Annotated in this window: 21 protein-coding genes and 1 pseudogene; 14 read left to right on the top strand and 8 right to left on the bottom strand. The window is 57.7% G+C overall.

Annotated elements, in window-relative coordinates; genetic code table 11:
* The 6 genes and pseudogenes from ERD80_RS14530 to ERD80_RS14500 all read left to right on the top strand — a co-directional run.
* Window positions 1-900, top strand: a 900-nt coding sequence (locus ERD80_RS14530) for an anthranilate synthase component 1 (RefSeq protein ID WP_136547365.1), incomplete at its 5' end; no start/stop codon positions are given.
* Window positions 900-2,493, top strand: a pseudogene (gene trpD / locus ERD80_RS22895) (bifunctional anthranilate synthase glutamate amidotransferase component TrpG/anthranilate phosphoribosyltransferase TrpD). The gene ERD80_RS14530 and the pseudogene trpD, both read left to right, overlap by 1 nt.
* Window position 2,494: 1 nt before the next feature.
* Window positions 2,495-3,862, top strand: coding sequence for a bifunctional indole-3-glycerol-phosphate synthase TrpC/phosphoribosylanthranilate isomerase TrpF (gene trpCF, locus ERD80_RS14515; RefSeq protein WP_136547363.1), 1,368 nt, complete (start codon window positions 2,495-2,497; stop codon window positions 3,860-3,862).
* A gap of 46 nt (window positions 3,863-3,908) precedes the next feature.
* Complete coding sequence (gene trpB / locus ERD80_RS14510; protein WP_136547361.1) at window positions 3,909-5,102, top strand: tryptophan synthase subunit beta; 1,194 nt, start codon at window positions 3,909-3,911, stop codon at window positions 5,100-5,102.
* Entirely contained in the window at window positions 5,102-5,905 is an 804-nt protein-coding gene (trpA, locus tag ERD80_RS14505; protein WP_058771266.1) for a tryptophan synthase subunit alpha, read from the top strand. Before trpB ends, trpA begins: the two co-directional genes overlap by 1 nt.
* A gap of 171 nt (window positions 5,906-6,076) precedes the next feature.
* A complete protein-coding gene (locus ERD80_RS14500; RefSeq protein ID WP_059011630.1) occupies window positions 6,077-6,391 on the top strand; it encodes a BON domain-containing protein in 315 nt (104 codons plus the stop codon).
* 47 nt (window positions 6,392-6,438) lie between these two features.
* On the opposite strand, the gene ompW is transcribed toward ERD80_RS14500, so the two are convergent.
* Window positions 6,439-7,071: an outer membrane protein OmpW gene (gene ompW, locus ERD80_RS14495; RefSeq protein ID WP_136547359.1), complete on the bottom strand. Its 633-nt coding sequence runs from the start codon at window positions 7,069-7,071 to the stop codon at window positions 6,439-6,441.
* Between the two features lie 245 nt (window positions 7,072-7,316).
* Between ompW and ERD80_RS14490 the strand changes: the two genes are divergently transcribed.
* The 4 genes from ERD80_RS14490 to yciA are packed head-to-tail and all read left to right on the top strand — an operon-like array spanning window position 7,317 to window position 9,566.
* Window positions 7,317-7,733, top strand: a complete 417-nt coding sequence (locus tag ERD80_RS14490; protein WP_136547358.1) for a YkgJ family cysteine cluster protein — start codon at window positions 7,317-7,319, stop codon at window positions 7,731-7,733.
* Window positions 7,734-7,760: 27 nt separating this feature from the next.
* Window positions 7,761-8,495 carry a YciC family protein gene (locus tag ERD80_RS14485; protein WP_104092993.1) on the top strand — a complete coding sequence of 245 codons (735 nt, stop codon included), beginning with the start codon at window positions 7,761-7,763 and terminating at the stop codon, window positions 8,493-8,495.
* A gap of 60 nt (window positions 8,496-8,555) precedes the next feature.
* Window positions 8,556-9,095 (top strand): septation protein A, encoded by a 540-nt coding sequence (locus ERD80_RS14480; RefSeq protein WP_058758637.1) that lies wholly within the window; start codon window positions 8,556-8,558, stop codon window positions 9,093-9,095.
* A 54-nt stretch (window positions 9,096-9,149) separates the two neighbouring features.
* Window positions 9,150-9,566 (top strand): acyl-CoA thioester hydrolase YciA, encoded by a 417-nt coding sequence (gene yciA, locus ERD80_RS14475; RefSeq protein WP_058758638.1) that lies wholly within the window; start codon window positions 9,150-9,152, stop codon window positions 9,564-9,566.
* Window positions 9,567-9,617: 51 nt separating this feature from the next.
* Here yciA and tonB read toward each other — a convergent pair whose 3' ends face one another.
* The gene (tonB, locus tag ERD80_RS14470; RefSeq protein WP_031280217.1) at window positions 9,618-10,349 is read right to left on the bottom strand and encodes a TonB system transport protein TonB; all 732 of its coding nucleotides are present in this window, start codon (window positions 10,347-10,349) and stop codon (window positions 9,618-9,620) included.
* 205 nt (window positions 10,350-10,554) lie between these two features.
* Here tonB and ERD80_RS14465 point away from each other — a divergent pair, with 205 nt between their 5' ends.
* Window positions 10,555-10,851 carry a YciI family protein gene (locus ERD80_RS14465; RefSeq protein ID WP_010617723.1) on the top strand — a complete coding sequence of 99 codons (297 nt, stop codon included), beginning with the start codon at window positions 10,555-10,557 and terminating at the stop codon, window positions 10,849-10,851.
* Entirely contained in the window at window positions 10,851-11,024 is a 174-nt protein-coding gene (locus ERD80_RS22535) for a hypothetical protein (protein ID WP_021510092.1), read from the top strand. Before ERD80_RS14465 ends, ERD80_RS22535 begins: the two co-directional genes overlap by 1 nt.
* Before the next feature lie 16 nt (window positions 11,025-11,040).
* Here ERD80_RS22535 and ERD80_RS14460 read toward each other — a convergent pair whose 3' ends face one another.
* Window positions 11,041-11,214, bottom strand: coding sequence for a YciY family protein (locus ERD80_RS14460; protein WP_088517180.1), 174 nt, complete (start codon window positions 11,212-11,214; stop codon window positions 11,041-11,043).
* A gap of 162 nt (window positions 11,215-11,376) precedes the next feature.
* Here ERD80_RS14460 and cls point away from each other — a divergent pair, with 162 nt between their 5' ends.
* Both cls and ERD80_RS14450 read left to right on the top strand, forming a co-directional pair.
* Window positions 11,377-12,837: a cardiolipin synthase gene (cls, locus tag ERD80_RS14455; RefSeq protein WP_104092997.1), complete on the top strand. Its 1,461-nt coding sequence runs from the start codon at window positions 11,377-11,379 to the stop codon at window positions 12,835-12,837.
* Between the two features lie 37 nt (window positions 12,838-12,874).
* Window positions 12,875-13,204, top strand: coding sequence for an HI1450 family dsDNA-mimic protein (locus tag ERD80_RS14450; RefSeq protein WP_013509338.1), 330 nt, complete (start codon window positions 12,875-12,877; stop codon window positions 13,202-13,204).
* 58 nt (window positions 13,205-13,262) lie between these two features.
* Here the strand turns inward: ERD80_RS14450 and oppF are convergent, their stop codons facing one another.
* The 5 genes from oppF to oppA form a co-directional block, all read right to left on the bottom strand.
* On the bottom strand, window positions 13,263-14,267 hold the full coding sequence (gene oppF, locus ERD80_RS14445) for a murein tripeptide/oligopeptide ABC transporter ATP binding protein OppF (RefSeq protein WP_021510088.1): 1,005 nt from the start codon (window positions 14,265-14,267) through the stop codon (window positions 13,263-13,265).
* Complete coding sequence (locus ERD80_RS14440; RefSeq protein ID WP_021510087.1) at window positions 14,264-15,283, bottom strand: ABC transporter ATP-binding protein; 1,020 nt, start codon at window positions 15,281-15,283, stop codon at window positions 14,264-14,266. Before ERD80_RS14440 ends, oppF begins: the two co-directional genes overlap by 4 nt.
* An 11-nt stretch (window positions 15,284-15,294) precedes the next feature.
* Window positions 15,295-16,203: an oligopeptide ABC transporter permease OppC gene (gene oppC / locus ERD80_RS14435; protein ID WP_021510086.1), complete on the bottom strand. Its 909-nt coding sequence runs from the start codon at window positions 16,201-16,203 to the stop codon at window positions 15,295-15,297.
* A 15-nt stretch (window positions 16,204-16,218) separates the two neighbouring features.
* Window positions 16,219-17,139, bottom strand: coding sequence for an oligopeptide ABC transporter permease OppB (gene oppB / locus ERD80_RS14430; RefSeq protein WP_136547356.1), 921 nt, complete (start codon window positions 17,137-17,139; stop codon window positions 16,219-16,221).
* Window positions 17,140-17,220: 81 nt separating this feature from the next.
* Entirely contained in the window at window positions 17,221-18,861 is a 1,641-nt protein-coding gene (gene oppA, locus ERD80_RS14425; protein WP_021510084.1) for an oligopeptide ABC transporter substrate-binding protein OppA, read from the bottom strand.
* Window positions 18,862-18,878: the final 17 nt, after the last annotated feature.

The raw sequence follows: 18,878 nt of genomic DNA, 5'->3' as shown, positions 1-18,878 counted from the left end.
CCAGCGCCAGCGCTGCCGGTGCAGCGCGTCGAGCAGATGACGCTGAGCACCAGCCAGAGCGATGAAGCTTACTGCAACGTGGTAAGCGAACTGCAGCAGGCCATTCGCATCGGTGAAATTTTCCAGGTGGTACCATCGCGCCGCTTCTCACTGCCGTGCCCGTCACCGCTGGCGGCTTACGATACGCTGAAAAACAGCAACCCCAGCCCGTACATGTTCTTTATGCAGGATCAGGATTTTGCGCTGTTCGGCGCTTCGCCGGAGAGCTCGCTGAAGTATGACGCCAGCTCACGCCAGATCGAAATCTACCCGATTGCCGGTACGCGTCCGCGCGGTCGCCATGCGGATGGCTCGCTGGATCGCGACCTGGACAGCCGTATTGAACTGGAAATGCGCACCGATCATAAAGAGCTGGCTGAGCACCTGATGCTGGTGGATCTGGCGCGCAACGACCTGGCGCGTATCTGTGTGCCCGGCAGCCGTTACGTGGCGGATTTAACCAAAGTGGACCGCTACTCGTTTGTGATGCATCTGGTGTCCCGCGTGGTTGGCACGCTGCGCAACGATCTTGATGTGCTGCACGCCTATCGCGCCTGCATGAACATGGGCACGCTGAGTGGTGCACCGAAAGTGCGTGCGATGCAGCTGATTGCGGAAAAAGAAGGCACGCGGCGCGGCAGCTACGGCGGCGCGGTCGGCTACTTTACCGCCAGCGGCGACCTTGATACCTGCATCGTCATCCGCTCCGCCTGGGTGGAAGGTGGCGTCGCCACTGTGCAGGCCGGTGCCGGCGTGGTGCTGGATTCTCAGCCTCAGGCTGAAGCGGATGAGAGCCGCAACAAAGCCCGCGCGGTATTGCGCGCCATCGCTACTGCCCATCACTGCAAGGAGATTTTCTGATGGCCGATATCCTGCTGCTCGATAATATCGACTCCTTTACCTACAACCTCGTTGATCAGCTGCGTACCTTTGGCCACAACGTGGTGATTTACCGCAACAACGTCCCGGCAGAAGTGCTGATCGACCGCCTGCAGCAGATGGAAAACCCGGTGCTGATGCTCTCACCCGGCCCTGGCGCACCGAAAGATGCCGGCTGCATGCCGCAGCTGTTACAGGCGCTGCGCGGTCAGCTGCCGATCATTGGTATCTGTCTCGGCCATCAGGCCATCGTCGAAGCTTACGGCGGGCACGTCGGCCAGGCGGGCGAAATTCTGCATGGTAAAGCCTCCGCCATTACCCATGATGGCGAGGCAATGTTTACCGGCCTCAGCAACCCGCTGCCGGTGGCGCGTTACCACTCGCTGGTGGGCAGCAATACGCCGGCGGAACTGACGGTTAACGCCAGCTACAACGGCATGGTGATGGCGGTGCGTCACGAAACGGACCGCGTGTGCGGCTTCCAGTTCCATCCTGAGTCGATTCTCACCACGCAGGGCGCACGTCTGCTGGAGCAAACACTGGCCTGGGCGCTGGCGAAATAACAGGGAGATGATGATGCAAACTATTCTGGAAAAACTGTATCAGGCGCAAACGCTGAGCCAGGCCGAGAGCCACCAGCTGTTCAGCGCGATTATTACCGGACAGCTGGAGCCGACGCAGCTGGCAGCGGCGCTGATCGCCATGAAAGTGCGTGGCGAGCGCCCGGAAGAGATCGCCGGTGCCGCCTCCGCGCTGCTGGCCGATGCCAGACCTTTCCCGCGTCCGGACTATACCTTTGCCGATATCGTTGGCACCGGCGGTGATGGCAGCAACAGCATTAATATTTCAACGGCCAGCGCCTTTGTCGCCGCCACCTGCGGGCTGAAAGTGGCCAAGCACGGCAACCGCAGCGTCTCCAGCAAATCCGGATCTTCCGATCTGCTGGCCGCTTTCGGTATCAATCTCGACATGCCGGCGCAGCAGGCACGGCAGGCGCTGGACGATCTCAACGTCTGCTTCCTGTTTGCGCCGCAGTATCACAGCGGTTTCCGCCACGCGATGCCGGTGCGCCAGCAGCTGAAAACCCGCACGCTGTTTAACGTACTTGGTCCGCTGATCAACCCGGCGCGCCCACCGCTGGCGGTGATTGGCGTCTACAGTCCGGAACTGGTGCTGCCCATTGCCCAGACGCTGAAAGTGCTGGGCTACCAGCGTGCTGCCGTGGTGCACGGTGGCGGCATGGATGAAGTGGCGCTGCACAGTGCGACCCAGGTCGCTGAGCTGCGTGACGGCGAGATCACCAGTTACCAGTTGACGCCGGAAGACTTTGGCTTCAGCTTCCAGCCGAAAGAGGCACTGGCCGGCGGCACACCGGAAGAAAACCGTGACATTCTGACGCGTTTGCTCCAGGGTAAAGGCCAGCCCGCCCACGAGCAGGCCGTTGCGGTAAATGTCGCAATGTTGCTGAAAGTATTCGGAAATGAAGATTTGCGCGATAACGCTGAGCGCGCCATGGCTGCCATTCGCAGCGGTCAGGCGTACGAGCGCGTTGTGGCACTGGCAGCGAGAGGATGAAATGAGTATCAAGGGCACCGTATTAGAGAAAATTGTGCAGGATAAAGCCCTATGGGTTGAAGCACGGAAATCGCAGCAGCCGCTGGCCTCCTTCCAGAACGATCTGCAGCCGGCGGAGCGTCATTTTTACGAAGCGCTCCGTGGCACGCGCACCGTCTTCATTCTGGAGTGTAAAAAAGCCTCCCCGTCGAAAGGGCTGATTCGCGCCGATTTTGATCCCGCGACTATCGCCGGGATCTACCGCCATTACGCCTCTGCGGTGTCAGTGCTGACCGATGAGAAATATTTCCAGGGCAGCTTTGATTTCCTGCCGGTGGTCAGCGCCGCCATCACGCAGCCGGTGCTGTGCAAAGACTTTATTATTGATCCCTACCAGATTTACCTGGCGCGCTATTATCAGGCCGATGCCATTCTGCTGATGCTGTCCGTACTGGATGATGAGCAGTACCGTCAGCTGGCTGCGGTGGCGCACAGTCTGAAAATGGGCGTGCTGACCGAAGTCAGTAACGAAGAAGAGCTGGAGCGCGCTATTGCGCTGGAAGCTAAAGTGGTCGGCATCAACAACCGCGATCTGCGTGATTTGTCGATTGACCTGAATCGCACGCGTCAGCTGGCCCCGCGTCTCAGCCATGGCGTCACCGTAATCAGCGAGTCCGGCATCCATAATTACGCCCAGGTGCGCGAGCTGAGCCATTTTGCTAACGGCTTTTTAATTGGCTCGGCGCTGATGGAAGAGCACGACCTCGACGCCGGTGTACGCCGCGTGCTGCTGGGCGATAACAAGGTGTGCGGCCTGACCCGCCCGGAAGATGCGCAGGCCGCGCATCAGGCTGGCGCGCTGTATGGCGGCGTGATCTTTGCCGCCGGTTCGCCGCGCCAGGTTAACGAGGCGCAGGCGCAGGTGGTGATCGCCGCTGCGCCGCTGAAGTATGTCGGCGTGTTCCGCAATCAGCCTATCGGTGACGTTGTCACGTTAGCCACACGTTTATCGCTTGCGGCCGTCCAGCTGCACGGCGACGAAGACAAAGCCTACGTTGCGGAACTTCGCCAGGCGCTGCCAGCCAGCGTGCGCATCTGGAAGGCGCTGAGCATTCAAGATCGGTTGCCGCCACGCGACTGGCCGCACGTTGATCGCTACGTGCTGGATAATGGCCAGGGTGGCAGCGGTCAGCGCTTTGACTGGTCGCTGCTGCAGGGTGAAGAGCTGGCTGATGTGCTGCTGGCCGGAGGCCTGAGCGCCGATAACTGCGTCGAAGCCGCTCAGCTCGGCTGTGCCGGCCTCGACTTCAACTCCGGCGTGGAATCCGCGCCGGGCATCAAAGATGCCAGCAAAGTCGCGGCGGTATTCCGCACGCTGCGCGCCTATTAATTGCGTCTGCCCGCCTGCGGGCGGGCCGGATAAGGAAGAGGACACGATGACGACATTACTTAATCCCTACTTTGGCGAATTTGGCGGCCAGTATGTGCCGCAGATTTTGATGCCAGCACTGCGTCAGCTGGAAACGGCCTTTGTTGAAGCACAGCGCGATCCGGCGTTTCAGGCTGAATTCACTGACCTGCTGAAAAACTACGCCGGTCGCCCGACGGCCCTGACGCTGTGCAGCAACCGGACCAAAGGCAGCAAAACCCGCCTGTACCTGAAGCGCGAAGACCTGCTGCACGGCGGCGCACACAAAACTAACCAGGTGCTGGGCCAGGCGCTGCTGGCAAAACGCATGGGCAAAAACGAGATCATCGCGGAAACCGGCGCCGGTCAGCACGGCGTGGCGTCGGCACTGGCGTGTGCCCTGCTCGGCATGAAATGCCGTATTTACATGGGCGCGAAAGACGTTGAGCGCCAGTCACCCAACGTGTTCCGTATGCGGCTGATGGGCGCAGAGGTGATTCCGGTACACAGCGGCTCGGCCACGCTGAAAGATGCCTGTAACGAGGCGCTGCGCGACTGGTCCGGCAGCTACGAAACCGCACACTACATGCTCGGCACTGCCGCAGGTCCGCACCCGTTCCCGACCATTGTGCGTGAATTCCAGCGCATGATTGGCGAAGAGACCAAAGCGCAGATTCTTGAAAAAGAGGGTCGCCTGCCGGATGCGGTACTGGCGTGCGTCGGCGGCGGTTCTAACGCCATCGGCATGTTTGCGGATTTCATCGAAGAGAGCAGCGTGCGCCTGATCGGCGTGGAGCCTGCGGGTCACGGTATTGACACCGGTGAGCACGGTGCGCCGCTCAAGCACGGTCGCGTCGGCATCTATTTCGGCATGAAGGCGCCGATGATGCAGACCGAAGAGGGACAGATCGAAGAGTCCTACTCCATCTCTGCCGGTCTCGATTTCCCGTCGGTCGGTCCGCAGCATGCGCACCTGAACAGCACCGGCCGCGCTGACTACGTGTCAATCACGGATGATGAAGCGCTGGATGCCTTTAAAACGTTGTGTCGTGCCGAAGGCATCATTCCGGCACTGGAGTCATCGCACGCGCTGGCGTATGCGCTGAAGATGATCCGCGAAAACCCGGACAAAGAGCAGTTGCTGGTGGTAAACCTTTCCGGCCGCGGCGACAAAGACATCTTTACCGTTCACGATATTCTGAAAGCTAAGGGAGAGATCTGATGGAGCGTTATAATCAGCTGTTTCAACGTCTGTCCGCGAAACAGGAAGGCGCATTTGTGCCCTTCGTCACCCTTGGCGATCCGTCGCCGGCGCTGTCGCTGAAAATCATTGATGCGCTGGTCGCGGGCGGTGCGGATGCGCTGGAGCTGGGCATTCCGTTCTCTGATCCGCTGGCCGATGGACCGACGATTCAGGGCGCTACGCTGCGCGCCTTTGCCGCCGGCACCACCGTAGCGCAGTGTTTTGAAATGCTCGCCACCGTGCGCCAGAAATACCCCGATCTGCCGATTGGCCTGCTGATGTACGCCAACCTGGTGTTCAGCAGAGGTATTGACAACTTCTACGCGCAGTGCGCTGCGGTGGGCGTTGACTCGGTGCTGGTGGCTGACGTGCCGGTGGAAGAGTCGGCCCCGTTCCGCCAGGCGGCGATGCGTCACAACATTGCGCCGATCTTTATCTGTCCGCCCAACGCGGATGACGATCTGCTGCGCGAAATCGCCTCGCACGGCCGTGGCTACACCTATCTGCTGTCACGCGCCGGCGTTACCGGTGCGGAAAATCGCGCCAGCCTGCCGCTGCACCATCTGATCGAGAAGCTGCGCGAATATCATGCTGCGCCGCCGCTGCAGGGCTTCGGCATTTCTGAGCCGGGTCAGGTGAAAGAGGCCGTTGCCGCCGGAGCCGCCGGAGCCATCTCCGGCTCGGCCATCGTGAAAATCATCGAGCGTAATCAGAACGACCCAACGGCGCTGCTCAGCGAACTGCAAACGTTCGTCAGCGATCTCAAAGCGGCTACCCGCTAAGTTGGCACGGCCCTGCACTGGCTGCGGGGCCCTTCTTACTTCTTACCCCTTTTTTCTCCCCTGCGACAAACTTTTTCATCGCGCCTGAGTTGCCGAAATGCGAGGCACGGCCCACACTTAAGCGTGCCGTCACGTTACGGTGCACCACCATCTATGACAGGGAGATAACCAATGAAATTGTTCAAAGTCGTTGCGGGTTTTTTAGTGGCTACAGTGATGGCGCTCACCTTAAGTGCCTGTGCACCAACAGCAACAAAGGAAGGGACCGGCGGTTACATCGATGACACGGTCATTACCACCAAAGTGAAGGCACAGCTGCTGAATGACGAGGCGCTGAAATCGACAGAAATTAACGTTGAGACCTTTAAAGGGAAAGTACAGCTGAGCGGCTTTGTCAGCTCGCCGCAGATGGCCAACCGTGCGGTTGCGGTAACGCGTAACGTGGCGGGGGTAAAATCCGTCGTCAACAATATGCAGATTAAGTAACTAAACGGGCGACCTGCGGGTCGCCCTTTTTCTTTCTGGTGTAAAAATCAGAAACGGTAGCCCGCGCCAAAGAAGAACACCCACGGATCGATGCGGGTATTGATATTCTGCTGTTCGCCCGCCGCTTTGAATTTCACCTCGGTATCGATGTCCATGTACCACAATGACGCGTTGAGCATCCAGTCGCGGTTGATCTGATAATCCAGCCCGACCTGACCCGCCACGCCCCATGAATCTTTCACGCTCAAATCGCTCAGCTGCGCATCCTGCCCGGTCTGGTTGAACTTCGCATCGTAGAAGGTGGTGTAGTTGATCCCGACGCCAACGTAAGGGCGCAGCGCGCTTTGGCTGTCGAAAAAGTAGTACTGCGCCATTAAGGTGGGCGGCAGCTGACGCACGGTAGCGAGATTGCCGGTCGGGCCAAGTCCCACTTTGTGGCGGAACGGCGTGGCCGCCAGCAGCTCAACGCCGATATTGTCGGTCGCCATCCAGGTAAACGTCAGACCCAGCTGGGTATCATTACTGACGCTGAAGCCGCCCATACCCAGCACATTATCAGAGCCTTCGGTCGGACGAACGGTCGCGCTACCGGCGCGCACAAAAAAATCACCGGACTGGTGAGCCAGTGCCAGTTGCGGGATCGCCAGCGCCAGCAGCAGCGCGCATTTAGCCAGTTTCATAATCACTCCTTTGCCGGAAAACAGGGTATTGAGGTTAATCGCGGCACAAGATTTACCCCTTTTTTGCGAAAAGATCATCAGCATCAATTCAAATTAATCACTTATAAAACAATGAATTGATTCAGATCAATTTTGCCTTTACAAGCGGACATAAAAATCCTGTTGCCGCCATGACACGGCGTGATTATGTTGCTATTCCCCTTTTGTGATTTTGGTTCGAAGCCTCAGGAGTGGCGGGCGATCAGATGAGCGATTTACTTAACCCCTGTATGACCTGTGGCGCCTGCTGCGCCCATTTTCGCGTTTCATTTTACTGGGCCGAAGCCGACGACGGTGGTGGCACGGTGCCGGTTGAACTGACGGAACCCCTGAGCCTGCTGATGCGCAACATGCGCGGCACCAACGATCGTGCCCCGCGCTGCGTGGCGCTGCAGGGTGAAATTGGCGCCTGTGTTTCCTGTGGTATTTATGCGCAGCGGCCGTCACCGTGCCGGGAGTTTGCCATGTCCGGCGAAAATGGCGTGCAGAATGACGCCTGCGATCGCGCCCGGGCGCGCTATGGTTTACCCGCGCTTTTTCACCCTTCTTTACCTGAGATGACAGAAAGTTATGGGATTCCGGGTGCCAGCCTGCCTGCAGAACATGTACAATCGCCGGGTTAATTAACCCGGTTCCTTCAAGGAGTGTACATGTCTATCACGGCAAGCTCGTTATACCGTGACACAGGAAATTTTCTGCGCCATCAGCTGGTCACCATCGTGCTGATGGCGTTGCTGACCTCGTTTATTACCGTGATTGTTGGCCACGCCCTGACGCCGGGCGAGGATCAGTTATCCCTGCTCAGCCAGACCGACAGCAGCGCCTCATCGCTGTTTGAAATCGTTCAGAACATGTCACCGGATCAGCAACGCATTCTGCTGCGCGCCTCTGCCGCCGGCACTTTTGCTGCCCTGATTGGCAACACGCTGCTGCTGGGCGGCATGCTGTGCCTGCTGCCGATGGTATCCAGTGGACAGCGCGTCAGCGCGCTGCGCGCGATTGGCGCCTCTGCGCCGCTGCTGCCGAAACTGCTGGTGCAGACCTTCCTGATCACCCTGCTGGTTCAGCTGGGCTTTATGGTACTGATGGTGCCGGGTGTGATTCTGGCGATTCTGCTGTCGCTGGCGCCGGTGATGCTGGCAAGTGAAAAAATGGGCATTTTCAGTGCGATGCGCGCCAGTATGCGTCTGGCCTGGAAGAACATTAAGGTGATCGCCCCGGCGATTATTCTGTGGCTGCTGGCGAAAATTGCGCTGATGTTCTTCTTCTCCTCGCTGACCGTGCTGCCTGCCAATATCGCTTCGGTGGTGCTCAACGCGCTGGGCAACCTGGTATCAGCCATTCTGATTATCTATTTGTACCGGCTGTATATGCTGTTACGTTAAGCGTTACGGCGCCCGCTGCGGCGCCGTAACTCAACGCTCCTGCCCCTGACTGGAAACGCTATGAAGCAGTTACTCGATTTTCTTCCCCTGGTAGTTTTCTTTATTTTCTACAAGCTGTACGACATTTTCGTCGCCTCCGGCGCGCTGGTGGTGGCGACCGGTATCGCGCTGGTGGTCAGCTGGGTGCTGTACCGCAAGCTGGAAAAGATGACCATTTTCACCTTTGTGCTGGTTGCGGTGTTCGGCACCCTGACCTATGTGTTCCACAACGATGAGTTCATCAAGTGGAAAGTCACGGTGATTTACTCGCTGTTTGCGCTGGCACTGCTGTACAGCCAGTGGTTTATGCAGCAACCGCTGATCCAGACCATGCTTGGCAAAGAGCTGCAGCTGCCGGGTGCGGTATGGCGTCGGCTGAATATCGCCTGGGCCCTGTTCTTCCTGGCCTGCGGCCTGGCGAATATTTATGTCGCGTTTTGGTTATCCCAGGCGTTTTGGGTTAACTTTAAGGTGTTCGGTCTTACCGGCCTGACCCTGCTGTTTACGCTGTTAAGCGGCCTGTACATCTGGCGACAGATGCCGCAACAAGAACAAAAATAATCGATGCAGCCCGGTCTCCGCCGGGCTTGTCTTCACCTGCAGAAGAACTGAGCAATGGACGAAAAACATAAGTTGCCGCAAGGCGAGATGGTCTCGCGTACCCTGGCGATGCCGGCAGATACCAATGCCAACGGTGATATCTTCGGCGGCTGGCTGATGTCGCAGATGGATATGGGCGGCGCGATACTGGCTAAAGAGATTGCCAAAGGCCGCGTGGTAACGGTGCGCGTGGACGGTATGACCTTCCTCAAGCCCGTCGCCGTAGGGGATGTGGTGAGCTGCTACGCGCGCTGCATCCGCACCGGCAATAGCTCGATGACCATCAACGTGGAAGTGTGGATTAAAAAAGTCTCGTCCGAACCGATCGGCCAGACTTACTGCGCCACCGAAGCGGTGTTTGTTTATGTGGCGGTCGATAACAGCGGGAAATCCCGTCCGCTGCCGGAAGGCCAGGCCAATCTGAGCAATTAAGCGTATAAAAAAGCGGCCCGGAATGGCCGCTTTTTGTTTGCCTGTCTGGCTTTACTCGATGTTCGCGCCGCCGTTAATGCGGAACACGATGTTCATCGTCAGCCCTTTGCCCGGCCGTCCTGGCTGATAGCGCCACTTCTTCATCGCCTGCTTCACTTCGCGCTCAAACATGTTGCGCGGCTCGGCGGACAAAATCTCGACGTTATCGACGCGCCCATCGCTGTCCACGTCAAACTTCACCCGCACCCGCCCTTCAACGCGCAGCGCGAACGCACGCGCCGGATACGCCGGCTTGCTGACGCTCATCGCTTTCGGTCCATCCGAAACCGTCTGCGTTGGGGCCGGGTTACTCTTCGGTGCCGTCGAGGGGCGCGTTTGCGCGGCTGGCGCGTCCTGTTTAAACGGATTCTCCTGCGGCTTCACCTGCTGGCGCGGCTTCGGCTCTGCCTTTTTCTCCACCTTTGGCTTCGGTTTCGGTTTTGGCTTCGGTTTAGGTTCCGGCTTAGGGATCGGCACCGGCTCGGCTTTTGGTGGCTCTGGCGCGACTTCCGGCTCGGGTTCCGGTTCGGGCGGCGGCGGCGGGGTTACGGCTGCAGGTGCCGGTTCAGGCTGCACTTCGGGGGCCACCATGCTAATGCTGATAGGCTGAGACGCTTTAGGAACCTCAATGGTCTGATGAAATGAAGCATAAAGAATGCCGGCGATTACCGAACCGTGAAGGAGCACGGATAAAATCACGGACACAGGCGTTCGGGTTGGAAAAGGCGTAGTCAACGTCGTCATATCAGTCATGTTCATTGAGTGAAGCGCTGATTTTAAATGCAAATAGCAATCAGTTTCAATAAGCACGCTACTGAAGCCCAAAAGAAAGGCGCTTTTTAACCCTGCCTGCGTTGCAGCGCGCGCCCAGTATCTTTCGTTTGCACTCTGTTTAGCGATCACTTAACGTGTCTCGCAAATTCGGCAAGTCTAACGGGAGTATCCCATCGTGCTTTACGTCATTTATGCGGAAGATACCGCAGATTCACTGGAAAAACGTAACTCTGTGCGCCCGGCACACCTGGCGCGTCTGCAGCTGCTGCAGGATGAGGGGCGTCTGATTGTCGCCGGTCCTCTGCCTGCCGTCGACAGTAATGAGCCGGGCCCGGCTGGTTTCACCGGTTCTGTGATTGTTGCCGAGTTCTCATCGCTGGAAACGGCCCAGTCGTGGGCCAATGACGATCCGTATATCGCTGCTGGCGTGTACGATAAAGTCACGGTTAAACCGTTTAAACGGGTGTTCTGATGCAGTGGCAGCCCCTTCTGTTGTTAGTGCTGGTGCTGCTACTGATTGGTCGCGCGCTGTGGCTGTGGCGCCGTCAGGGCTGGCGTCAGGCGCGCCAGCACATCGTCATGCTGGTGGTACTGGCGGCGGCCCTGCAGATAGTGAATGTTTCACTGGTATTACGCGGCCACTGACGACCGCGTTAATTGCTCAGGTATTCTGCGTGATAAACAGGATAGAGCGGCGCTGCTGCTGCGCTACCTGATGACGAATCGCATGGATGCGCTTATAACGACGTGACTGCCCTTCCAGCCAGCGGGCACGACGGCGATGCGCCTGGCGTAACATTCTCCAGCGGGCCACTTCATTTCTGCTGCGTCTCATCACATCCTCTCTGACTGGCTAAACCCGCGACGCATTATAGTGATCTGGCTAAAAATGCCAAATCGAAACCTTCATCGAAACGTCATCAACGATTAAAGGTTTCGCTGGCGCAGATCAACACGTAAACTTTGCCCATCAAAGCGCGAACGGGACGTCCACTTTATGACCACATTTTATACCCTTATCAGCTGGTTGCTGCTGTTTGGCTACTGGCTGCTGATTGCCGGGGTTACGCTGCGCATCCTGATGAAGCGGCGTGCGGTGACCTCAGCGATGGCCTGGCTGCTGATCATCTACATTCTGCCGCTGGTGGGTATTATCGCCTATCTGTCGTTTGGCGAACTGCATTTAGGTAAACGTCGCGCAGAACGCGCCCGCACCATGTGGCCCTCGACCGCCAAATGGCTCAACGACCTGAAACAGTGTCGTCACATTTTCGCGACTGAACACAGCGACGTGGCGCGTTCCCTGTTCGAGCTGTGCCGTCATCGTCAGGGTATTGCCGGCGTTAAAGGCAATCAGCTGCAGCTGCTGACCAGCGCCGATGACGTGATGCAGGCGCTGATCCGCGATATCCAGCTGGCGCGCCATAATATTGAGATGGTGTTTTACATCTGGCAGCCGGGTGGTCTGGCTGATGATGTAGCGGAATCGCTGATGGCTGCCTCACGGCGCGGCGTGCACTGCCGCCTGATGCTGGACTCCGCCGGCAGCGTGGCGTTCTTCCGCAGTCCGTGGGTGGGCATGATGCGCAACGCCGGTATTGATGTGGTCGAGGCATTGCAGGTCAGCCTGTGGCGTGTATTCCTGCGCCGCATGGATTTGCGTCAGCATCGCAAAGTGGTACTGATCGATAACTATATTGCCTATACCGGCAGCATGAACCTGGTGGATCCGCGCTTCTTTAAACAGGATGCTGGCGTGGGTCAATGGATTGATCTGATGGCGCGCATGGAGGGCCCGGTGGCCACCACCATGGGCATCGTCTACGCCTGCGACTGGGAAATCGAAACCGGCAAACGCATTCTGCCGCCAGCGCCGGACGGCAATGTGATGCCGTTTGAGCAGGAGAGCGGTCACACCATTCAGGTGATCGCCTCAGGTCCGGGCTTCCCGGAGGACATGATTCATCAGGCGCTGCTGACAGCGGTGTATTCGGCGCGCGAGCAGCTGATCATGACCACGCCCTACTTCGTGCCGAGCGACGACTTACTGCACGCCATCTGTACCGCCGCGCTGCGTGGCGTTGAGGTGAGCATTGTTGTACCGCGCAATAATGACTCGCTGCTGGTCGGCTGGGCCAGCCGCGCCTTCTTCACTGAACTGCTGGAAGCCGGGGTGAAAATCTATCAGTTTGAAGATGGCCTGTTGCACACCAAGAGTGTGCTGGTGGACGGTCAGCTCAGCCTGGTGGGCACGGTGAACCTGGATATGCGCAGCCTGTGGCTTAACTTCGAGATCACACTGGTGGTGGATGATGATGGCTTTGGTAGCGATCTCGCCACGGTCCAGGATGATTATATCGCCCGTTCGCGTCTGCTGGACGGCGCGCGCTGGGCAAAACGTGCCTGGTGGCAGCGCATCGTCGAACGACTGTTTTACTTCTTTAGCCCTTTACTGTAAAACGAGCGAAAATATTACCGCCTCAGGGCAAGCAGGAATGACCATGGATTTAAATAATCGCCTTACCGAAGATGAAACGCTGGAACAGGCTTACGATATTTTTCTTGAGCTGGCAGGCGATAACCTCGATCCGGCAGACATCATTCTGTTCAATCTGCAATTTGAAGAGCGCGGCGGCGCCGAGCTGTTTGATCCATCAGAAGACTGGCAGGAACATGTGGATTTCGATCTCAACCCTGACTTCTTCTCAGAAGTGGTGATCGGCCTCGGTGAAGCGGACGGCGAACCGATTACCGATGTGTTCGCGCGCATCCTGCTGTGCCGCGAGAAAGATCACAAGCTGTGTCATATTCTGTGGCGTGAATAAGCCGCAGCGCATAAAAAACGCCGGGCACTGCCCGGCGTTGTTGTTTATGGCACCGCTATTAAAGCGGATCAACCTTCAGACAGGACACCGCATGGCGGAAACTGCCTTCGAGTAACGGTCGGGTTTTGGCGCACTCCGGGCCGGCAATCGGGCAGCGGGTGCGGAACACGCAGCCTGATGGCGGATTGATTGGCGACGGCAGTTCCCCTTCCAGCAGCTGAATCTGCTTATTCTTCTCCAGGTCCGGATCAGGAATCGGCACCGCCGACATCAGCGCTTTGGTGTACGGATGCTGTGGATCGTTATACACCGCATCATAGGTACCCAGCTCAACCGCGTGGCCGAGATACATCACCAGTACGCGATCAGAGATGTGCTTCACCACCGCCAGGTCATGCGCGATGAAGATCAGCGACAGGCCCATTTCACGCTGCAGTTTCTGCAGCAGGTTAACCACCTGCGCCTGAATCGACACGTCGAGCGCCGACACCGGCTCATCACAGATAATCAGCTTCGGCTCAAGAATCAGTGCACGAGCGATACCGATACGCTGGCACTGGCCACCGGAGAACTCGTGCGGATAGCGGTTGATGAGGTTCGGCAGCAGACCGACCTTCATCATCATGGTTTTAACCTTATCCTTCACTTCCTGACGCGGCATCTTTGGATAGTAGGTGCGCAGCGGTTCGGCAATGATGTCACCAATGGTCATACGCGGGTTGAGCGAGGCCAGCGGGTCCTGGAAGATCATCTGAATGTCACTGCGCGCCTGACGCCACTCTTCCTGGCTTTGGCCCAGCAGATCGCGCCCCAGCCACGCTACGCGCCCGTCGGTGGCTTTCACCAGACCGATAATGGCGCGCGCCAGCGTGGATTTGCCGCAGCCGGACTCACCGACCACGCCGAGGGTTTCGCCTTCATACAGACGCAGACTGACACCATCCACCGCTTTCAGGGTTTTCGGCGGCTGCCAGAACCACTGCTTGCCGTCTTTGATATCGAAATGCACCTTGAGATCGGCGATTTCCAGCAACACTTTTTTCTCTTCAATTACGGTGCTCATACTAACTCCTCCACCGGTTTGAAGCAGGCGCGCAGGCGCCCTTCGGCAAACGGTTCAAGCGGCGGTGATTTGGCACAAATATCCATGGCATAAGCGCAGCGCGGCTGGAACGGACAGCCCTGCGGCAGACGCAACAGATTGGGCGGGTTGCCGGGAATGGTGGTCAGCGACTCCCCCTCCGCGTCAAGACGCGGCACCGCGCTCAGCAAACCGATCGAGTACGGATGGGCCGGCTGGTAGAACACATCACGCGCACGGCCATACTCCATGGTGCGCCCGGCATACATCACCAGTACCTTGTCACAGATCCCGGCAACAACGCCGAGATCGTGAGTGATCATGATGATGGCGGTGTTAAATTCACGCTTCAGCTCATTCAGCAGCGTCATGATCTGCGCCTGCACGGTGACATCCAGCGCGGTGGTTGGCTCATCGGCAATCAGCAGCTTTGGCCGACACAGCAGCGCCATGGCGATCATTACGCGCTGACGCATGCCACCGGAAAACTCGTGCGGGAACATTTTCATGCGCTTGCGCGCTTCCGGCATTTTTACCGCATCCAGCATGCGCACCGACTCTTCAAACGCCTGGGCGCTGCTCATGCCTTTGTGCAGTTTCAGCACCTCCATCAGCTGTTCGCCGACGCGCATGTACGGATTGAGCGATGTCATCGGGTCCTGGAAAATCATCGCAATCTGTTCCGCGCGCAGCTTGTTCAGCTTGCTTTCCGGCAGATTGAGGATTTCGCTGCCGTTAAACTGCGCCGAGCCACCAATGCGACCATTTTTCGCCAGCAGTCCCATCAGCGCAAACGCGGTTTGCGATTTTCCGGAGCCGGATTCACCGACAATGCCCAGCGTTTCACCGGCGCGCAGGGAAAAGTTGAGGTCGTTCACAGCGGTCACGTCGCCGTCGTGAGTACTGAAGGTGACGCGCAGATCTTTAACGTCCAGCAGCAGGTTAGCGTTTCCCGCAGGTGCAGCCGCCAGCGGCTGCTGAGTATCATGATGGGTCATCGGGAAACTCCTTAACGATCTTTCGGGTCGAGGGCGTCACGCAGGCCATCGCCGATAAAGTTGAAACAGAACAACGTCACCACCAGGAATCCCGCCGGGAACATCAGCAGCCACGGTGATACTTCCATCGAGTTGGCGCCGTCGCTCAACAGCGCGCCCCAGCTGCTCAGTGGCTCCTGAGTGCCGAGGCCGAGGAAACTCAGGAAGGATTCAAACAGGATCATGCTTGGCACCAGCAGCGAGGCATACACCACCACCACGCCCAGCACGTTCGGCACGATGTGGCGCAGCACGATATTGCCGGTAGAAACGCCGCCGACCTGCGCCGCTTCGATGAACTCTTTGCGCTTCAGTCCCAGCGTCTGGCCGCGCACGATACGCGCCATATCCAGCCATGAAACCATGCCAATGGCAACGAAGATCAGCAGGATATTGCGACCAAAGAAGGTCACCAGCAGGATGACGAAGAACATAAACGGGAACGAGTTGAGGATTTCCAGGATACGCATCATCACCGAGTCAATCTTGCCGCCGAGGTAGCCGGCCAGCGAACCGTACAGCGTGCCCACCAGCACCGCGATCAGCGCTGAAGCGATGCCGACCATCAGCGAGATACGGCCGCCAATCGCCACGCGCACCAGCAGGTCACGCCCGGAAGAGTCGGTGCCAAACCAGTGCCCTGAGGTGGTGTCCGGCGGTGCAGACATCATCGCCCAGTCGGTATCATCATATTTGAACTGCGCCAGCATCGGGGCGAACACCACGAACAGCGCAATCACCAGAAGCACCAGCAGGCTGATAAGGGCCGCACGGTTATGAATAAAGCGGCGACGTGCGTCCTGCCACAGGCTGCGCCCTTCCACTTCCAGCTTTTCGCTGAACGCGTCCAGAGCTTCGCTATTTTTCTTACTTAACATCATGAGCGAGCTCCACCATCAGTAACGAATTTTCGGATCGATAACGGCGTACAGCACGTCAACGATCGCGTTGAACAGGATGGTCAGCACGCCGACCAGAATGGTCAGGCTCATCACCAGCGAGTAGTCACGGTTCAGTGCGCCGTTGACAAACAGCTGACCGATGCCCGGCAGACCGTAAATTGATTCGATTACCATCGAACCGGTGATGATGCCAACAAACGCCGGCCCCATATAGGAGAGCACCGGCAGCAGCGCTGGCTTCAGCGCGTGGCGCAGCACAATACGGCGCAGCGGCAGCCCTTTCGCACGCGCGGTGCGGATGAAGTTGGAGTGCATCACTTCAATCATCGAGCCGCGGGTGATACGGGCGATACTGGCGATGTAAGCCAGTGACAGCGCCACCATCGGCAGCAGCATGTAGTTCCACTGCCCGCCATTCCAGCCGCCGCCCGGCAGCCAGCGCAGGGTGATGGCAAAGATCAGTACCAGCAGCGGTGCCACCACGAAGCTGGGAATGACCACCCCGGTCATCGCCACCCCCATGACCGCATAATCCCACAAACTGTTTTGCTTCAGCGCGGCGATAACCCCCGCCGTGACGCCCAGCACCACCGCAAGGAAGAAGGCTGCCAGCCCCAGTTTGGCCGATACCGGAAACGCATGACCGACCAGGTAGTTAACTGAGTAGTCTTTATATTTAAACGACGGCCCGAAATCGCCGTGTGCAAGCTGTACCAGGTAGCTGACATACTGTTTGCCGATCGGATCGTTGAGGTGATATTTGGCCTCAATGTTGGCCATGACTTCTGGCGACAGCGTACGCTCGCCGGTAAACGGACTACCGGGTGCCAGTCGCATCATGAAGAAGGAGATGGTAATCAGAATAAACAGCGTCGGGATGGCTTCAAGGAGCCGACGCAGGATGAATTTTAACATTGCCGTACCTACCAGGCTGTTGCTTCACAAAGTCAAAAAGGCGGCGCCGCAGCACCGCCACTGTCGATAGCCTGAGTGCTATTAATGCTTAATAATGTACAGGTTCTTATCCAGGGTTTTATCCAGCGGATCGTTGCCGGTGTAGCCGCCAACGTACGGTTTCACCAGACGCGCGTTCACGTAGTAGTAAACCGGCACGATGGTGCTGTCTTTATCCAGGATCTGCTCTGCTTTCTGATAATCGGCCACGCGCGCTTTGTCATCCGCCGCTTTCACCGCATCGTGAATCACTTTGTCGAAGTCCGCGCTCTTATAGTGCGAGGTGTTACTGCTGCTGTCCGACAGCATGATGTTCAGGAAGGAAGTCGGTTCGTTATAGTCGGCACACCATGCTGCGCGGGAGACATCGAAGTTGCCCTGATGACGGGTATCCAGGAAGGTTTTCCACTCCTGGTTTTCCAGCTTGATGTTCACGCCGATGTTCTTTTTCCAGATAGACGAAGCGGCAATCGCCAGTTTTTTGTGCAGATCGGAGGTGTTATACAGCAGGTTGAAGGTCAGCGGTTTGTCGGCGGTATAACCGGCTTCGGCCAGCAGTTTCTTCGCTTCTTCGTTACGCTTGTTCTGATCCCACTTGTACCAGTCCGGCGGCAGCAGTTCCATGCCGTCAGTGGCTGGCGGTGTGAAGCTGTAGGCCGGCTGTTGACCCTGCGCCAGCACTTTGTTCACCATGATGTCGCGATCCAGACCCAGTTTCAGCGCGGTACGCACGCGGACATCGGTAAACGGTGCTTTCTGGTTGTTGATTTCATAGTAGTAGGTGCACAGATACGGTTTCACCATCAGCTCTTTACCGTTATCGCGCTGCAGTTTCTTAAACAGCTCGATCGGCATGTTGTTGTAAGTGATGTCGCTGCCGTTCTCGGAGAAATAACGGTTCACATCGCTGACTTCGGAGTTGATTGGCAGGAAGGTGACTTTATTCAGTACGGTATGTTCGTTGTCCCAGTATTCCGGGTTACGCACCAGCGTCACGCGTTCGTTGATCACGTGAGATTCCAGTTTAAATGCACCGTTGCCGACCCAGTTCTGCGGCTGCGTCCACTGGTCGCCAAACTTCTCAATGGCGGGCTTATACACCGGTGACATCACCGCGTTGATCAGCAGCTTATCGAAGTACGGTACCGGCTCGCTCAGCGTCACTTCCAGCGTGTGGTCATCCAGTGCTTTCACGCCGAGATCGGAGGTCGGTTTTTTGCCGGCGATGATGTCATCCACGTTGAGGATGTGGCCATACTGCGGGTAGCTCGCATAAGGCGAGGCGGTTTTTGGATCGACCAGACGCTGCCAGCTGTAGACGAAGTCCTGCGCGGTGACCGGCTCGCCGTTTGACCATTTGGCATTTTTACGCAGATGGAAGGTCCAGACTTTGTAGTCTTTGTTTTCCCAGCTTTCCGCGACGCCCGGCACCGGTTTGCCGTTGCTGTCGCTCACGATCAGACCTTCATACAGGTCACGGGCGATATTATCTTCCGGCACGCCTTCGATTTTGTGCGGATCCAGCGACTGCACTTCATCGCCATTGCCGCGCACCAGTTCCTGTTTCGCTGCCAATTCGGTACCCGCCGGTACGTTGGCCGCCAGTGCAGCATTCCCTGCCAGCGCGCCGATGGCCGCCAGTACGCCTGCGGCGATCAGGCTTTTTTTCGTGATGTTGTTCATTATTACGCTCCAGTTTT

The organism is Pantoea sp. R102 (genome assembly GCF_004916815.1).
In the GTDB taxonomy this organism is placed as follows: Bacteria; Pseudomonadota; Gammaproteobacteria; order Enterobacterales; family Enterobacteriaceae; genus Pantoea; species Pantoea dispersa.
This window is presented reverse-complemented; position numbering and strand designations above follow the sequence as displayed.

Excerpts from the sequence above, each read along its gene's own strand:
- trpCF (WP_136547363.1), top strand. The coding sequence starts at position 2,495 with ATGAGTATCAAGGGCACCGTATTAGAGAAAATTGTGCAGGATAAAGCC.
- trpB (WP_136547361.1), top strand. The coding sequence starts at position 3,909 with ATGACGACATTACTTAATCCCTACTTTGGCGAATTTGGCGGCCAGTAT.
- trpA (WP_058771266.1), top strand. The coding sequence starts at position 5,102 with ATGGAGCGTTATAATCAGCTGTTTCAACGTCTGTCCGCGAAACAGGAA.
- ERD80_RS14500 (WP_059011630.1), top strand. The coding sequence starts at position 6,077 with ATGAAATTGTTCAAAGTCGTTGCGGGTTTTTTAGTGGCTACAGTGATG.
- ompW (WP_136547359.1), bottom strand. The coding sequence starts at position 7,071 with ATGAAACTGGCTAAATGCGCGCTGCTGCTGGCGCTGGCGATCCCGCAA.
- ERD80_RS14490 (WP_136547358.1), top strand. The coding sequence starts at position 7,317 with ATGAGCGATTTACTTAACCCCTGTATGACCTGTGGCGCCTGCTGCGCC.
- ERD80_RS14485 (WP_104092993.1), top strand. The coding sequence starts at position 7,761 with ATGTCTATCACGGCAAGCTCGTTATACCGTGACACAGGAAATTTTCTG.
- ERD80_RS14480 (WP_058758637.1), top strand. The coding sequence starts at position 8,556 with ATGAAGCAGTTACTCGATTTTCTTCCCCTGGTAGTTTTCTTTATTTTC.
- yciA (WP_058758638.1), top strand. The coding sequence starts at position 9,150 with ATGGACGAAAAACATAAGTTGCCGCAAGGCGAGATGGTCTCGCGTACC.
- tonB (WP_031280217.1), bottom strand. The coding sequence starts at position 10,349 with ATGACGACGTTGACTACGCCTTTTCCAACCCGAACGCCTGTGTCCGTG.
- ERD80_RS22535 (WP_021510092.1), top strand. The coding sequence starts at position 10,851 with ATGCAGTGGCAGCCCCTTCTGTTGTTAGTGCTGGTGCTGCTACTGATT.
- ERD80_RS14460 (WP_088517180.1), bottom strand. The coding sequence starts at position 11,214 with ATGAGACGCAGCAGAAATGAAGTGGCCCGCTGGAGAATGTTACGCCAG.
- cls (WP_104092997.1), top strand. The coding sequence starts at position 11,377 with ATGACCACATTTTATACCCTTATCAGCTGGTTGCTGCTGTTTGGCTAC.
- ERD80_RS14450 (WP_013509338.1), top strand. The coding sequence starts at position 12,875 with ATGACCATGGATTTAAATAATCGCCTTACCGAAGATGAAACGCTGGAA.
- oppF (WP_021510088.1), bottom strand. The coding sequence starts at position 14,267 with ATGAGCACCGTAATTGAAGAGAAAAAAGTGTTGCTGGAAATCGCCGAT.
- ERD80_RS14440 (WP_021510087.1), bottom strand. The coding sequence starts at position 15,283 with ATGACCCATCATGATACTCAGCAGCCGCTGGCGGCTGCACCTGCGGGA.
- oppC (WP_021510086.1), bottom strand. The coding sequence starts at position 16,203 with ATGATGTTAAGTAAGAAAAATAGCGAAGCTCTGGACGCGTTCAGCGAA.
- oppB (WP_136547356.1), bottom strand. The coding sequence starts at position 17,139 with ATGTTAAAATTCATCCTGCGTCGGCTCCTTGAAGCCATCCCGACGCTG.
- oppA (WP_021510084.1), bottom strand. The coding sequence starts at position 18,861 with ATGAACAACATCACGAAAAAAAGCCTGATCGCCGCAGGCGTACTGGCG.